General features: G+C 54.0%; 15 protein-coding genes. 12 read left to right on the forward strand and 3 right to left on the reverse strand.

Annotated features, from left to right (window positions below; all coding sequences use genetic code 11):
- From C7534_RS12035 to C7534_RS12060, 6 genes are all read left to right on the forward strand, one after another.
- Window positions 1-408 (forward strand): hypothetical protein, encoded by a 408-nt coding sequence (locus C7534_RS12035; RefSeq protein WP_109785899.1) that lies wholly within the window; start codon window positions 1-3, stop codon window positions 406-408.
- A gap of 308 nt (window positions 409-716) precedes the next feature.
- Window positions 717-2,423 (forward strand): copper resistance system multicopper oxidase, encoded by a 1,707-nt coding sequence (locus C7534_RS12040; RefSeq protein ID WP_109785900.1) that lies wholly within the window; start codon window positions 717-719, stop codon window positions 2,421-2,423.
- Between the two features lie 7 nt (window positions 2,424-2,430).
- A complete protein-coding gene (locus tag C7534_RS12045) occupies window positions 2,431-3,318 on the forward strand; it encodes a copper resistance protein B (protein WP_109785901.1) in 888 nt (295 codons plus the stop codon).
- 53 nt (window positions 3,319-3,371) lie between these two features.
- The gene (gene copC / locus C7534_RS12050; RefSeq protein WP_109785902.1) at window positions 3,372-3,743 is read left to right on the forward strand and encodes a copper homeostasis periplasmic binding protein CopC; all 372 of its coding nucleotides are present in this window, start codon (window positions 3,372-3,374) and stop codon (window positions 3,741-3,743) included.
- A 3-nt stretch (window positions 3,744-3,746) separates the two neighbouring features.
- A complete protein-coding gene (copD, locus tag C7534_RS12055; protein WP_109785903.1) occupies window positions 3,747-4,682 on the forward strand; it encodes a copper homeostasis membrane protein CopD in 936 nt (311 codons plus the stop codon).
- Window positions 4,683-4,733: 51 nt separating this feature from the next.
- Window positions 4,734-5,519 carry a transporter substrate-binding domain-containing protein gene (locus C7534_RS12060; protein ID WP_109785904.1) on the forward strand — a complete coding sequence of 262 codons (786 nt, stop codon included), beginning with the start codon at window positions 4,734-4,736 and terminating at the stop codon, window positions 5,517-5,519.
- A gap of 113 nt (window positions 5,520-5,632) precedes the next feature.
- Here C7534_RS12060 and C7534_RS12065 read toward each other — a convergent pair whose 3' ends face one another.
- Window positions 5,633-5,851 carry a hypothetical protein gene (locus tag C7534_RS12065; protein WP_109785905.1) on the reverse strand — a complete coding sequence of 73 codons (219 nt, stop codon included), beginning with the start codon at window positions 5,849-5,851 and terminating at the stop codon, window positions 5,633-5,635.
- Window positions 5,852-6,155: 304 nt separating this feature from the next.
- On the opposite strand from C7534_RS12065, the gene C7534_RS12070 reads away from it, so the two are divergent.
- Window positions 6,156-6,761, forward strand: coding sequence for a transglycosylase SLT domain-containing protein (locus C7534_RS12070; protein WP_109785906.1), 606 nt, complete (start codon window positions 6,156-6,158; stop codon window positions 6,759-6,761).
- 63 nt (window positions 6,762-6,824) lie between these two features.
- Here C7534_RS12070 and C7534_RS12075 read toward each other — a convergent pair whose 3' ends face one another.
- A complete protein-coding gene (locus C7534_RS12075; RefSeq protein ID WP_109785907.1) occupies window positions 6,825-7,484 on the reverse strand; it encodes a hypothetical protein in 660 nt (219 codons plus the stop codon).
- Between the two features lie 189 nt (window positions 7,485-7,673).
- Between C7534_RS12075 and dusA the strand changes: the two genes are divergently transcribed.
- The gene (gene dusA, locus C7534_RS12080) at window positions 7,674-8,669 is read left to right on the forward strand and encodes a tRNA dihydrouridine(20/20a) synthase DusA (RefSeq protein WP_109785908.1); all 996 of its coding nucleotides are present in this window, start codon (window positions 7,674-7,676) and stop codon (window positions 8,667-8,669) included.
- A gap of 58 nt (window positions 8,670-8,727) precedes the next feature.
- Here the strand turns inward: dusA and C7534_RS12085 are convergent, their stop codons facing one another.
- The gene (locus tag C7534_RS12085; protein ID WP_046026948.1) at window positions 8,728-9,561 is read right to left on the reverse strand and encodes an undecaprenyl-diphosphate phosphatase; all 834 of its coding nucleotides are present in this window, start codon (window positions 9,559-9,561) and stop codon (window positions 8,728-8,730) included.
- A gap of 498 nt (window positions 9,562-10,059) precedes the next feature.
- On the opposite strand from C7534_RS12085, the gene C7534_RS12090 reads away from it, so the two are divergent.
- From C7534_RS12090 to C7534_RS12105, 4 genes are all read left to right on the forward strand, one after another.
- Window positions 10,060-10,800, forward strand: coding sequence for a winged helix-turn-helix domain-containing protein (locus tag C7534_RS12090; protein ID WP_109785909.1), 741 nt, complete (start codon window positions 10,060-10,062; stop codon window positions 10,798-10,800).
- Between the two features lie 29 nt (window positions 10,801-10,829).
- Window positions 10,830-11,591 (forward strand): EAL domain-containing protein, encoded by a 762-nt coding sequence (locus tag C7534_RS12095; RefSeq protein WP_109785910.1) that lies wholly within the window; start codon window positions 10,830-10,832, stop codon window positions 11,589-11,591.
- 29 nt (window positions 11,592-11,620) lie between these two features.
- Window positions 11,621-12,295: a helix-turn-helix domain-containing protein gene (locus C7534_RS12100; protein WP_046026951.1), complete on the forward strand. Its 675-nt coding sequence runs from the start codon at window positions 11,621-11,623 to the stop codon at window positions 12,293-12,295.
- 346 nt (window positions 12,296-12,641) lie between these two features.
- Window positions 12,642-14,036 carry an undecaprenyl-phosphate glucose phosphotransferase gene (locus C7534_RS12105; protein WP_046026952.1) on the forward strand — a complete coding sequence of 465 codons (1,395 nt, stop codon included), beginning with the start codon at window positions 12,642-12,644 and terminating at the stop codon, window positions 14,034-14,036.
- Window positions 14,037-14,252 lie beyond the last annotated feature (216 nt).

Here is a 14,252-nt window from a genome sequence, read left to right on the forward strand (position 1 = left end):
ATGAGCATTACTATATCTTCAGAAAATATTCTCGCTTTGAGCCGGGCATATCATGATTTATCTACGGGCTTGGGAAACTACAGATTTGACCACTGGAAGACTCTGTCCGACGATGAGCGTAAAGATCTGGAGGACAAACAGTGGACTTTATTTAACCTCTCCAGCGACCTGAACGCCCAATCCGCGTTATTAGCGTTGAGCGCTACACACGAAGATATAGAAACTCTACAAAAATGCACCAAAGGCATGAAAAAAGCCGCCCAGACCATAGAAGACATTAAAGACGCCATTACTATCGCGAGTAAAGCTATCGCTTTAGGCGGAGCATTTTATCTAGCAATGTCTACAGGCCAGTTGAGCGTCGCCGTGATAGCGGCAAATGAATTGATCGCGCAGATGTCGAATTAACACCTATGCATCACCTCGACCGGAGTGAGCTGACATCATGATGTATCGCCCTAGAACGCCGTGAACTACTCCGTGTCACTTAAAGCCGGTGGGGGAGATGCGTGGTTCATCTCAAAAACGCTCAGCAGTCGTGAGACTTGACTCCAGAACCACGGGCATACGCCTCATTGCCCCACTCGATAATCGATAGGCATCGCCAGCAATATCCCGCGAACCTGTCAAATCTGTAATCCCCGCCTCAGTTTTCTGAAAGGCTGCGCTCGTTAGTCTCGGCGTCAACTACACGTTGACGGACCGGGAACAACGGCATGCATTCCACTACTTCAAGACGCACCTTCGTGAAGGGACTGGCCGCCGGCGGGTTGCTCGGCGGCCTCGGTTTATGGCACACGCCTGTCTGGGCGGTCACCAGCCCCGGCGAAACTCAGGTCCTGGCGGGTACCGATTTCGACCTGTTGATCGGCGAAACTCCAGTCAACATCACCGGCAACCCGCGCACCGCCATGACCATCAACGGCGGCATTCCCGGCCCGTTGCTGCGCTGGCGTGAAGGCGACACCGTCACCTTGCGGGTGCGCAACGCACTCAAGGACGACACCTCCATTCACTGGCACGGCATTTTGCTGCCGGCCAACATGGACGGCGTGCCGGGGTTGAGCTTCCACGGCATCGAACCCGGCGGAATGTACGTCTACCAATTCAAAGTTCGGCAAAACGGTACTTACTGGTACCACAGCCATTCTGGCCTTCAGGAACAGTCCGGCGTCTACGGCCCGTTGGTGATCGACGCCAAAGAGCCGGAACCCTTCCAGTACGACCGCGATTACGTGGTGATGCTGACCGACTGGACCGACGAAGACGCGGCCGGTCTGATGAAGAAGCTGAAAAAACAGTCCGACTACTACAACTACAACAAACCCACCGTGGGGGATTTCATCCACGACGTCGGCGAGAAAGGTTGGGGCGCGACGGTCGCGGATCGAAAGATGTGGGCCGAGATGAAGATGAACCCCACCGACCTGGCCGACGTCAGCGGCGCCACTTATACCTATTTGATGAACGGCCAGGCGCCGGACATGAACTGGACCGGTGTGTTCCGGCCTGGTGAAAAACTGCGCCTGCGCTTCATCAACGGTTCCGCCATGACCTACTTCGACGTGCGCATTCCCGGCCTGAAAATGACCGTGGTGGCAGCGGATGGATTGCACGTCAAACCGGTGAGCGTCGACGAGTTTCGTATCGCGGTGGCGGAGACGTTCGATGTGATCATCGAGCCGACACAAGAGGCCTACACCCTCTTCGCCCAGTCAATGGATCGCACCGGTTATGCGCGCGGCACGCTGACCGCGAAGGCCGGGTTATCCGCGCCAATCCCTGCGCTGGACCCTCGCCCGCTGGTGACCATGGATGACATGGGCATGGGCGGGATGGACCACGGCAGCATGGGGGATATGGCGGGCATGGATCACAGCAGCATGGCGATGCCGGGCATGCAATCTCATCCAGACACGGAAAAAGACAACCCGCTGGTGGACATGCAAGCCATGACCACGTCGCCAAAACTCGACGACCCGGGATTGGGCCTGCGCAACAACGGGCGACGAGTCCTCACCTATTCCGACCTGCGCAGCACTTTCGAAGACCCGGACGGCCGCGAGCCCGGTCGCACCCTTGAGCTGCACCTCACCGGCCACATGGAGAAGTTCGCCTGGTCGTTCAACGGCGTGAAATTTTCCGATGCCGAACCGCTGCGCCTCAAGTACGGCGAGCGGGTTCGGGTGGTGCTGGTCAACGACACGATGATGACCCACCCCATCCACCTGCACGGCATGTGGAGTGATCTGGAAGACGAGAACGGCCAGTTCATGGTGCGCAAACACACGATCGACATGCCACCGGGTTCCAGGCGCAGCTACCGGGTGACCGCCGATGCGCTTGGTCGCTGGGCCTATCACTGCCATCTCCTGTACCACATGGAAATGGGCATGTTCCGTGAAGTTCGCGTGGAAGAATGAGGCGCTCATGACCAGACTTATCCCGATTTCTTTCGCGCTCATGACTGCGGGCCTGCCGCTCTCATCGGCCATGGCCGCCACCCCCGACATGCAGGGCATGGACCACAGCCAAATGACCGGCATGGACCCCAGCCAGATGCAAAGCATGGACGACTTCCAGATGCAGCCCGCCGCGCCGACCGAAAGTCGCACGCCGATCCCGGTGCTGACCGATGCCGACCGCGCCGCCGTGTTCGTCAGCCCCGGCGGCCACAATGTGCATGACAGCGCGCTCAACTATTACTTCCTTGCCGACAAACTCGAATGGCAGGACGCCGACGACGCCAGCACGCTCGCGTGGGATCTCTCCGGCTGGGTCGGCGGCGACATCGATCGCCTGTGGTTGCGCTCCGAAGGCGAGCGCAGCAACGGCAAGACCGAAGACGCCGAAATCCAGGCCCTGTGGGGCCACGCGATTTCCCCCTGGTGGGACGTGGTGAGCGGCGTTCGCCAGGACTTCAAACCCGGTGCCCCGCAAACCTGGGCGGCATTCGGCGTACAAGGCATGGCGCTGTACAACTTCGAAGCCGAGGCCACTGCGTTCATTGGCGAAGCAGGTCAAACCGGCGCGAGGCTGGAAGGCGACTACGACATTCTGCTGACCAACCGGCTCATCTTGCAGCCGACGGCCGAACTGAATGCCTATGGCAAAAACGACCCACAACGCGGCATCGGCTCCGGCCTGTCCAACACCGAAGCCGGCCTGCGCCTGCGTTACGAAATCCGCCGAGAGTTCGCGCCTTACATCGGTGTGACCTGGAACCGCACGTACGGCAAAACCGCCGATTACGCCGCTGATGAAGGCGAAGATCGCAGTGAAACGCGCCTCGTCCTCGGCGTTCGACTGTGGTTCTGAATGCATCAAATCAAAATCAAAATCAAAAAAACAACCGCTTAAAGAGGCCTTGCATGCGCACCATCAAAATCACCGCTATCACCCTCGGACTGCTGATGAGCACACTCGCTCAAGCGCACCCGAAACTGCTCTCCTCCACCCCCGCTGAAGGTGCCGACGGTACGTCGCCGAACACCATCGAACTGCACTTCTCCGAAAACCTCATGACCCAATTCTCCGGCGCAAAACTGGTCATGACCGAAATGCCCGGCATGGCCCACTCACCGATGCCGATGAAAGCCAAAGTCGCCGCTGGCAGCGACCCGAAAACCATGCTCATCACCCCGCTCTCGCCACTGCCCACGGGCAGCTACAACGTCGAATGGCGCGCGGTGTCTTCGGACACGCATCCGATAACCGGCAACGTTTCGTTCAAAGTGAAGTGATTGATGAGCGAGTCGTTCAGCGTTGCCCTGCGGTTTGTGTTGTATCTGGACTTGATGTTGTTGTTTGGCATAGCGGCATTCGGGTTGTACAGCCTGAACGGACGGGAACGGTTGTCCGGGGTGGTATTGCCGTTTCGGTCGATGCTTGCGGGGGCGGCGATGCTGGGTGTGTTGCTGTCTGTCGCGAGCATGGTGGTGATGGCGAGCGCCATGAGCGGTGAAACGGACTTTACCGAATTGCGCCCGCACATCGAGATGATGGTGCTGGAGACGGACGTCGGGTTGGCCTGGGTGGCGCGAATCGTTGCGCTGACTGTCTGCGGTCTAGCCATGGCGCTCAACACTCGCGCACCCGACTTGAGCTTGCTGATTGCCTCTATTGCCGGCGGCATCGCCCTCGCTTCCCTGGCCTGGAGCGGACACGGAGCAATGGACGAAGGCAGCCGGCGCATTTGGCATTTCACCAGCGACATCCTTCATTTGTTGGCGGCAGGTGCCTGGCTTGGCGCGCTCGTGGTGTTTGCGATGATGGCGAAGATTAATGCGCTGCAATCGCAAGAGCCCGTCAGGCTGCTGGCTCGTGCGGTTGCACGATTTGAAACGGTGGGTGCGGTGATCGTCGTCGTCATTTCGGTGACGGGAGTCGTGAATTACCTGTTCATCGTCGGCCCCAAACTGGATGACGTTTTACTCAGTACTTACGGGATTTTGCTGTTTATCAAAGTGGCACTGTTTGCCGGGATGCTGGTGCTTGCTGCCTTGAACCGGTTTCACTTGGGGCCTTTTTTGGAGCAGTCGTTGCGGGACGGGCAGTATCGAGTCGCGGCAAAGGCGTTGCGGCGCAGCGTGATCCTGGAATTGGCAGCCGCCGTGTTGATTTTGGGATTGGTAGCGTGGCTGGGGACGTTGAGCCCTGAAGTAGAGACGAGCAATCTTTAGCAAATCAAGTTCTACTCTGAGTCCCAAATCCATCATGGAAGCCGGACAACAATGAAACACATAAGCAGCACAATCATGCTCGGGGGCTTACTCGCTCTATCGTTTGGCGTTCAGGCAGAACCTTCGCACCTGGACAGCGTCATTCAACAAGGCCAACTACGGGTTTGTACGACAGGCGACTACAAACCCTACACCTACAAAGCCGAGACCGGTGAATACTCAGGCATCGACATTGCCATGGCTCGTTCACTGGCGGACAGCCTGGGCGTCAAGGTTGAATGGGTGCAGACCACTTGGAAAACCCTGATGCCCGACTTGCTGGCGGGCAAATGCGACATCGGCATGGGCGGGATCTCGGTCACGCTGGAGCGGCAGAAAAAAGCCTTCTTCAGCAGCACGCTGGATGTCGACGGCAAGATCCCGCTGGTGCGCTGCGAAGATCAGTCGCTGTACCAGACCGTGGAGCAAATCAACCAGCCTTCAGTTCGTCTGGTTGAACCGGCCGGTGGCACTAACGAAGCCTTTGTTCACGCCCTCCTGCCCAAGGCGCAATTGAGCCTTCACGACAACGTGAGCATCTTCCAGGAGCTGCTGGACAAGAAGGCGGACGTGATGATTACCGATGCGTCGGAAGCGCTTTACCAGCAGAAACTCAAACCCGGTTTGTGCGCGGTTAACCCGAGCCGGTTTATGCAGTATGGGGAAAAGGCCTACCTGCTGCCGCGCGACGACATCACCTGGAAGTTGTATGTCGATCAGTGGCTGCACCTGGCCAAGGTGACGGGCAACTACCAGAAAGTCCTGGGACAATGGATAGCAACGCCCGAAGCTAAATAACCCGCAACCTGCCACGCCCCCCCTGTAGCAGCTGGCGAAGCCTGCGTCCGACTGCGCAGCAGTCGCCAGCCCTCAAGTAAAACGCAAAACGGCGGAAACACTTCCGCCGTTAATCAATCATCGTGCAACAACCCCGAACTGTACTCGCCAAAGCTGTTGCCGAGCGCACTGCCATGGAAATTCATCTTACCGGGATTGTTGGTGGGTCCCGGGCCAAAGCCGGCAGAGGGCACGGATTCTTCCGAATAATTGCTCTGGGTGCTCACACCCGAACAGGCGCTCAACAGCAACGCACCACCGATCAGCACGACTTTGAACAGTTTCGAGATCATTTTCAGTTCCCTCTATGGGATGGGATGCAAGCGCGGTGATACGACCTTAAGTGGTCATCCTAGACTGCCATTTCGCCGGGCATCATGAAACTTTGCGCGCCGACAGCATTGGTTCAGCTTCGGCGGCCCGGGAGGTGAAAAAGGGTCGTTCAACGGTAGCAGAACGTTACAAAGCAGCCTCGCCAACGGGTGACCTCGTCCAGCCAGATGACATCACACGTTGCCGTCGGTGCTTTGGTCCATGCGGGCCACGTGCGACTTATTTGGGCTGACGTCACCCTTACTCTTTTCCGAGACACGATGAATGAAGCAATGGCGAACATGGATACCTGTATTGATGCTGCTGATCTTGACGGGCTGCACAACGTCGCCACCCAAGGACCAAAACAACCTCTGCAATATTTATCGTGAATACCCTGACTGGTACGAAAACTCGCTGGAGATGCAGGAAAAGTGGGGCACGCCTCAACATGTGGCGATGGCAATCATGAAGCAGGAAAGCAGTTTTGTTGCCGATGCGCTCCCCCCTCGCGACTACCTGCTGTGGGTCATCCCTTGGGGTCGAGTCAGCTCCGCCTACGGCTATGCGCAAGCGCAAGACCCCGTGTGGGGCGAGTACAAAGACGGCACCGGCAATGGCGGTTCGCGCGACAACTTTGATGACGCAATCATGTTCATCGGCTGGTACACCACCGGCACTCAGCGCCAACTCGGGATCTCCAAATGGGATACCTATAACCAGTATCTGGCGTACCACGAAGGACGCGGGGGATATCGCAACGGCACCTATCTCAGCAAGCCCTGGCTAATGCAGGTAGCGCGCAAAGTAGAACAACAATCACAGAACTACAGCTCGCAGCTCAAGCAATGTCGCCAGGAACTTGAGGATGATCGCAGCTGGTTTTTTTGAGCTGCGTACATGCCTAGTGTCCAGCCCTGAAATAGGTGTAACAATATTTCAGGGCTGAAAAAATCAAAAAGCCTCAACCGGCTTCTTAGCCGCCTGAATAATCTTATTCGCCTCTAACCGCGGAAACGAAAACCGAATCAACACCCCCGCGTCAGCCCCCTCTCCCGCAAGCACCAACTCAGCAGATCTCGTATTCTCAGGCGATGCGTTCAACGCGCCAACCGCATTCGACTGTCCTTTGGCACTCACACCTTCCAAAAACGTATAGGTCAGACTCCCGGAGGTCAGCGCGACCTGTTCGAAGTTAGTTAACTTCGCTGTCAACTCGTCTTTGCTACTCACTTTTTTCGCAACTTCGACCACGTCCAGCATCGACTTATCATCGGTCATGGAAACCAACGTGAATGTCTTGGAAAGCCCTGCGATGGCTTTGCCATACAAATCCTGATCGAACGGGCTGATCAACGACACCATGATCAGCTTGTCTCCCGAGAACACCAACGCCACGGTGAATTTCTCTTCCAGGAAATCGACGTCGTCGATGCACCTTGCCGTCCCGCCGACATCTTCGGAGCAGTCGTAGTAACCAGTGGCTTCGGTGTAGTTCGCGAGGGGGGATTGATAGACGTAATTCTTGAAGAGCTTGTCTTCGGCAGCTGCGCCTTGCGCAAATAGAAAAATGATGGCGGTGACTAAAGCAAATGACGCAATTTTCTTCAACATGGGATCCTTCCTCGAACGGCTTTGTAGTTAGTAGCCATATGCTATCAGTCCGCGTAAATGCTGTCTCGCCCATTACCTCCAGTAGATTTGCCAATGGCAGCCGGAGATATAGCCGCAGGACTCGCCTCAACCCAACAGATCCATTCCTGATAAACTCCCGTCTTTCGCCCCACCGATTCCAGACCGCCAATGCCCCCAATCACCGCCACACCCGCCCCACTTTCCCGCCGCTTCTCCGTCGCCCCGATGATGGATTGGACTGACCGCCATTGCCGTTTTTTCCTACGCCTATTGTCGAAAAACGCCCTGCTCTACACCGAAATGGTCACCACCGGCGCGCTGCTCAACGGTGATCACGATCGCTTCCTGCGTCACAACGAAGCCGAGCACCCGCTCGCCCTGCAACTCGGAGGCAGTGTCCCGTTGGACCTTGCCGCCTGCGCCCGCATGGCACAGGAGCACGGTTACGACGAGGTGAATCTGAATGTCGGCTGCCCGAGTGATCGGGTGCAGAACAATATGATCGGCGCGGTGCTCATGGGGCATCCGCAGTTAGTGGCTGATTGTGTGAAGGCGATGCGTGATGCGGTGTCGATTCCGGTGACGGTGAAGCACCGCATCGGTATCAATGGGCGGGACAGTTACGAGCAACTGTGTGATTTCGTCGGCACAGTGCGGGATGCCGGGTGCACGAGTTTTACCGTGCATGCGCGAATTGCGATTTTGGAGGGGTTGTCGCCGAAGGAGAATCGCGACATTCCGCCCCTGCGTTATGACGTGGCAGCGCAGTTGAAGAAGGATTTTCCGGACCTGGAGATTATTCTCAACGGCGGGATCAAGTCGCTGGAAGCCTGCCATGAACATTTGCAAACGTTCGACGGCGTGATGCTGGGCCGCGAGGCTTATCACAATCCTTATGTGATGGCTGAAGTGGATCAGCAACTGTTTGGCAGTACGGCACCGGTGATCACTCGGGCCGAGGCGCTGGCGCAGTTGCGGCCATATATAGCGGCGCACATTGATGCGGGCGGTTCGATGCACCACATCACTCGGCATGTGCTGGGGCTGGGCACCGGGTTTCCGGGGGCGCGCAAGTTTCGGCAGCTGTTGTCCGTGGATATTCACAAGGCCAAAGAGCCTTTGGCGTTGCTGGATCAAGCAGCGGAGTTACTTGAGGGACGTTAACGGTTAGCCGTCTGGATTTACGAAAACCAGGCTGTATGTCTTCAGCCTGGTGCACGTATCAGAGTGCTGCCGCTTCAGTCCAGTTAACCCAACCGAATACCCACGTTGCCAGAATCAACAAACCGAATGCGATCCGGTACCAGGCAAATACAGCGTAACTGTGGCTGGCGATGAACTTGAGCAAGCCGCGCACAGCAATCATGGCGAAAAAGAACGCGGTCACGAAACCCAAGGCAAACACCGGCAGGTCGCCGGCCTGGAACAGTTCCCGATATTTGTAGCCTGAGTAGACCGCGGCACCGACCATGGTTGGCATTGCCAGGAAGAACGAAAACTCGGTTGCGGCCTTGCGTGACAGCCCAAACAGCAGTCCGCCAATAATGGTCGATCCAGAACGTGAGGTGCCCGGGATCATCGCCAGGCATTGGGCGAAGCCGACTTTAAGGGCGTCGGTCCAGCGCATATCATCAACGTGATCGACATACACCACATGTTCTCGTCGCTCAGCCCACAACATGATGATGCCGCCCACTACCAATGCCACCGCCACGGTGATTGGATTAAACAGATATTCATGGATCTTATCGGCGAACAACACGCCCAGGACAACGGCCGGTAGAAAACCGATCAATAAGTTCAAAGTAAAACGTTGTGCATTACGTTGAGTCGGCAAGCCTGTGATGATCTCGAGGATCTTGCGACGAAACTCCCAGACGACCGCGAGTATGGCGCCCAGTTGAATAATGATATTGAAAGCCATCGCTCGTTCGCCGCCAAAATCGAGCAAGTCTGCAACAATAATTTGGTGCCCAGTACTTGATATGGGCAAAAACTCCGTCAGCCCTTCGACCACCCCTAAAATCAATACCTTTACGGTAGTCAAAAAATCCATTGCTCCCCCTCATCGTCAAAAGCACACACTGACGTGCTTTTTAATGTATCGCCAAGGAGAAAGTAAACCGCATCCACTCCAAAATTAAAACCCAATGTTAATAATTGTCCAGCGCCACAAATAACATACTCGATGTTATGTATCGGCACAAAGTGGATAGATCATGACTGAAGAAAAACTCAAACTAACCAATTAAGCAATCACGCAATGGTAATTCATAGCACCCCAACAACAATCCAAGTAACAGCAGCATTAACCGACCCCATAGCGAATCGATCTGAAAATGCAGGACATCACAGCAAAAGATGGCACAATGACACTCTCTCCTCAATCGTCACCTCCCACACACGAGCGCAAAGATTCACGTCCTCCTCACCAGCAATGTTAAAAAAAACTATGCCGTCCGCTAGGAAAACCAATGAAATGTTACCAATTGTCAGTCACAAATGAGAATTGGTGCTTTAACATTCAAATGTCAGCACCCAGCCGAGTCAAAGCATGATGCTTACAAGGAAAATAACGACTACCAGTCACAACCATACAAAGGAAATGACCGGTATTCTCACCATCGGACGGACCCATACGTTAGTGGAGAGCTTTAAGACTTTAGTAGTACACCACGTCACCGATGATATATCCGTTGATACGATGTGCTACAGCAACCCCTTCAAACAAAACAAGGACCTCCACTCGTATCGCGCAGTTTTTATTGTCATTGACAGCCCTCAGGCGTTTGCTGAAAGCCTCACCCTGGTTGAAAACATTCGCGCCGGTAACCATGCACTTATTATTGTAGTTGCCATCACCGGAAAAGGCACCTTCAACAAGATGAAATACTATCTTGCCGGCGCCGATCACTGCATTAAATTTGACACTGTAACTGAGGAAAACCCGGACGTGATTTCCGAGTTTTTTAATAGCGCCGAATGGAAAAAGCAGCATAATCTACTCCTGGATCCGACTCGCATGTGTCTGATCGGAGACTGTAAAAAACTAGATGTTTCGTTTTCTGAAATGAAAATTCTTGAAGCATTCTCCGAAACTAAAAACCAAATATTGAGCCATGATGAAATCGCCATAATCATGGGCCTCAATATAACTTTTTATGATCCAAGGGCCTTGGAAAAGTCCATTAGCCGCCTTCGCGGAAAAATAAAAGGCCTGTATGGCACGAACGCTATTCAAAGTATTCGTGGTCATGGATATCGTTTAATCAGGGGTCTGATCTCGACCGCCTGATGATTAATGTGCAAGGGAGTTACTGCTGTATGAACGCAACGGGAAGCGTGTCTCACGTCAATCGTGCAAGTCATTACTTGTCTCGACAACTGATCCTCGCTCGCGATGACTGCCCATTTGGCAGTGAGATCAGAATACAACTTGACGACAGTCAGGTTTCGCCTACTCGTGCATCCTGTACGCCACCGCTGCATCAGATGAGTGGCATCTACAGTGAAGTACTCATGCATACTCGACTGATTGCCTTCTCGCTAAAAGATCAAAATGCCACTAGCGAAAACAAGTACTTAAGCCGACGTTTTGTATGCGTAGCACAATCAGATCTCACCAGTGCGGCCCTCACCGAAGAGTTGATACAGTGCAACGATGCGCTGCGCAATTTCGGTCAGACATTGGCTATCGCTCTCAATGAGCTGCCTCTTTCGGCGATCAGCTTCACCGACAAAAAGAAAATCCTCAACAACGTATATCTGTTGAAAGATCACGGCATAGAAATCGCTTTCGATGGCTATAACATCCACGACGAAAGTATCGAAATCTTTACAACCCTGAATCTATTCGACTATATAAAAATCTCCCTTTCAACCCTAGACTCTGGCCTTAAACTGACTGGCAACCCCGAGTTATTCAATCGACTGCATGAACGTATGACCATGCTGACTCACACTACAAAAGTCGTCTTTATAGCTGACAGAGTCGAGCATGCCGCCAGCCACATATTGGCCCGTGCACTGCCCTTTGATTACTTCCAAGGGAGCCACTACTCCCCCGCCGACATACTTTTAAATTAAAACCGAGAGTGCACTTCAGGAGAGAAGACATGGAAAGCCGCACACCCCTCCCCAGAAAATATTTTGTCGTAGTTACTCATAGCCCGGCATTACAACTTGAGCTTGAGGAATTACTGTCAAGCGAGCGATACAACTCATTTGGCACGTCACAGGCAAAAATGTTTGTCGAAGGTGTTGTCATGCCCTCTTCCGCCCCTAAACTCATGGAATTCATTCCCCCTCACTTGGACAACATTGTCCCACCTGTTATTAAACACGATACGCAACGCATACTTTCGATGTTTGAATCCGAATGGCTAGTGGCTCATTCCGATTCTCGGTTTGACAACATCCATTCACTTGCAGTTGAAACCAGAGACACCCTCTCCAAAACGGCCAAACCGCACACCCCCTATGCAGATGCCTGGCGACTGAGCAATGGCAACGGCGCCTTAATCAAAGATGACATCGAGATTGTCTTGACGGGCCTGGAGGCCACACTGGTCAAAAGAATGTTGCACCATGACGATCGCGTGGTCAGCAAGGATGATCTTATTCGGAGCATTGGCAGAGAGCCCGAATATTATCGAGGTCTCGAAATGTGCCTTAGCCGATTACAGGAAAAGTTTAAAAATGCCAGCAATGGCGAGCGTCTTTTCCGCGCGGTCAGGAACCGCGGCTACTGCCTTATACAAAAAATCATTCGAGGAAAAGGCCTCAACTGAGCAAACATAACAACCAGACTGATCGTGCATTACAAAAATAAAAAGCACACTAGTCCCTCCTTGGCGCCAAAACAAACTCCTCTAGTAATACTCCGCCGCCCTCCGCACATTATCGACTATTTCTAACACTTTACCGTCCAGGCTAATGGACGCAGAAACTAACTACTCGTTAGAAGTCGTCAGACAGCCCTCCCCCCAATAATTTAACCTATTCACTGACGAGTACGCCGCACAGTGGCGTTTCGGTCGTCAATGTTTTGCCAACTTATAAAAATAATAACGCCTATTTCATCAACTTTGGCTGTTGTCTGTCGACGCGCAAATGGACGTATTTTGGGGATATCGCATGGTTAACAATCTTCGTATCAATCGAAATACCCACCTCAAAGGATTGACCTTCTGGGGACAATGGGCATTGGGTCAGGGCTTTGTTATTGCCCTGTTATTTTCATTGGTTTATTACAAGACCGGAACGGTAGAGTTTTATTATCGAGTGTGCGCAATTCTTACTGTGCTTGCCTCGGTTCCCGCCTATTCGTGGTGTGGTGTCTATGCAAAAAAGGATAACTACCTGACAGGCTTGGGACGATTGCTGATGGGGTGGTCAATGACCTTGGCCGCGTTAGCCTGTGTGGCGTTTATCTGTAAGGCTGACGAATTGTTTTCTCGTCAACTTATCCTGATATGGGCCGCATGCGGCTACATCGGGCAAGCCCTGCTGTACGTCCCACTGCACGGATTCTCGCAATACTATCGAAGGTCACTACAACGCGAGCATAAGACCCTGATCGTGGGTACTGGCGAGCTGGCGCTGGGACTGGCCAGGAACCTTCGTAGCCTGGAACACTCCCCACTCGTGGGACTGGTCAGCACGGATACCTCGCTCCCGCCGGGAATGGGTTCACCGCGTATTGTGGGTCCGCAAGAGCAACTGCTGGAATTGATCAAAGTCCATGACATCCGACGCTTGTACATTACGCTGCCCCTGAGTGAAGCGGCAAAAATCGAGGCCATGTATATCGATTTGCTGGGAGCTAACGTAGACGTGGTATGGGTGCCGGACTTGAATAGCCTGACACTGCTTAATCATTCTGTGAGTATCGTGGACGGCTTGCCGGCGATTTACTTGAATGAAAGCCCGTTGACCAGCCAGCCCACCGCTGCATTGAGTAAAAGCCTGCTGGAAAAGGGCGTTGCGCTCTTGGCCATTGTTCTGCTGAGCCCACTACTGTTGCTCATTGCCTTGGCCGTGAAATTCAACTCGCCTGGCCCGGTGTTCTTCAAGCAGGACCGTCACGGCTGGAACGGCAAGGTGATCCAGGTCTGGAAGTTTCGCTCGATGCGCGTGCACGATGATCATGAAGTAAAGCAAGCCAGTCGTAACGATTCACGGATTACTTCAGTGGGACGTTTTATCCGCCGCACCTCGATCGATGAACTGCCGCAACTGTTCAATGTATTGCAAGGCCAAATGGCGCTTGTCGGGCCACGTCCGCACGCCGTTGCACACAATGATTACTACTCAGGGAAAATTCTCGCCTACATGGCGCGCCACCGAATCAAACCGGGGATTACCGGGCTGGCTCAAATCAACGGTTGCCGCGGCGAGACCGACACCCTCGACAAGATGCAGAAACGCGTCGAGATCGACCTCAAGTACATCAACAATTGGTCGTTGTGGCTGGACCTGAAGATCCTGGTGAAGACGCCCTTCACCCTGCTGTCTAAAGATATTTACTGATGGCTTGGTAGTTGGACACAGGCAAGCTCGACAAGGGGACGCAAGTCCCCTTTTTCGTGGGCGCCGATTGGGCTCTCTGATGGCCACTCAAGTACGACCAACCACCTCAGGGATTCCCGGGCTTAGTGTTGCATTGGTGTCTTGGGGGGAGATAGCGCAGAGAACTCTGCGCCACATCTTGCGGTTGATCCGGGTGCGATCTACAGCGCTGATTGC

The sequence above is a fragment of the Pseudomonas sp. OV226 genome, from assembly GCF_003148705.1.
Taxonomy (GTDB): Bacteria; Pseudomonadota; Gammaproteobacteria; order Pseudomonadales; family Pseudomonadaceae; genus Aquipseudomonas.

Excerpts from the sequence above, each read along its gene's own strand:
- C7534_RS12035 (WP_109785899.1), top strand. The coding sequence starts at position 1 with ATGAGCATTACTATATCTTCAGAAAATATTCTCGCTTTGAGCCGGGCA.
- C7534_RS12040 (WP_109785900.1), top strand. The coding sequence starts at position 717 with ATGCATTCCACTACTTCAAGACGCACCTTCGTGAAGGGACTGGCCGCC.
- C7534_RS12045 (WP_109785901.1), top strand. The coding sequence starts at position 2,431 with ATGACCAGACTTATCCCGATTTCTTTCGCGCTCATGACTGCGGGCCTG.
- copC (WP_109785902.1), top strand. The coding sequence starts at position 3,372 with ATGCGCACCATCAAAATCACCGCTATCACCCTCGGACTGCTGATGAGC.
- copD (WP_109785903.1), top strand. The coding sequence starts at position 3,747 with ATGAGCGAGTCGTTCAGCGTTGCCCTGCGGTTTGTGTTGTATCTGGAC.
- C7534_RS12060 (WP_109785904.1), top strand. The coding sequence starts at position 4,734 with ATGAAACACATAAGCAGCACAATCATGCTCGGGGGCTTACTCGCTCTA.
- C7534_RS12065 (WP_109785905.1), bottom strand. The coding sequence starts at position 5,851 with ATGATCTCGAAACTGTTCAAAGTCGTGCTGATCGGTGGTGCGTTGCTG.
- C7534_RS12070 (WP_109785906.1), top strand. The coding sequence starts at position 6,156 with ATGAAGCAATGGCGAACATGGATACCTGTATTGATGCTGCTGATCTTG.
- C7534_RS12075 (WP_109785907.1), bottom strand. The coding sequence starts at position 7,484 with ATGTTGAAGAAAATTGCGTCATTTGCTTTAGTCACCGCCATCATTTTT.
- dusA (WP_109785908.1), top strand. The coding sequence starts at position 7,674 with ATGCCCCCAATCACCGCCACACCCGCCCCACTTTCCCGCCGCTTCTCC.
- C7534_RS12085 (WP_046026948.1), bottom strand. The coding sequence starts at position 9,561 with ATGGATTTTTTGACTACCGTAAAGGTATTGATTTTAGGGGTGGTCGAA.
- C7534_RS12090 (WP_109785909.1), top strand. The coding sequence starts at position 10,060 with ATGATGCTTACAAGGAAAATAACGACTACCAGTCACAACCATACAAAG.
- C7534_RS12095 (WP_109785910.1), top strand. The coding sequence starts at position 10,830 with ATGAACGCAACGGGAAGCGTGTCTCACGTCAATCGTGCAAGTCATTAC.
- C7534_RS12100 (WP_046026951.1), top strand. The coding sequence starts at position 11,621 with ATGGAAAGCCGCACACCCCTCCCCAGAAAATATTTTGTCGTAGTTACT.
- C7534_RS12105 (WP_046026952.1), top strand. The coding sequence starts at position 12,642 with ATGGTTAACAATCTTCGTATCAATCGAAATACCCACCTCAAAGGATTG.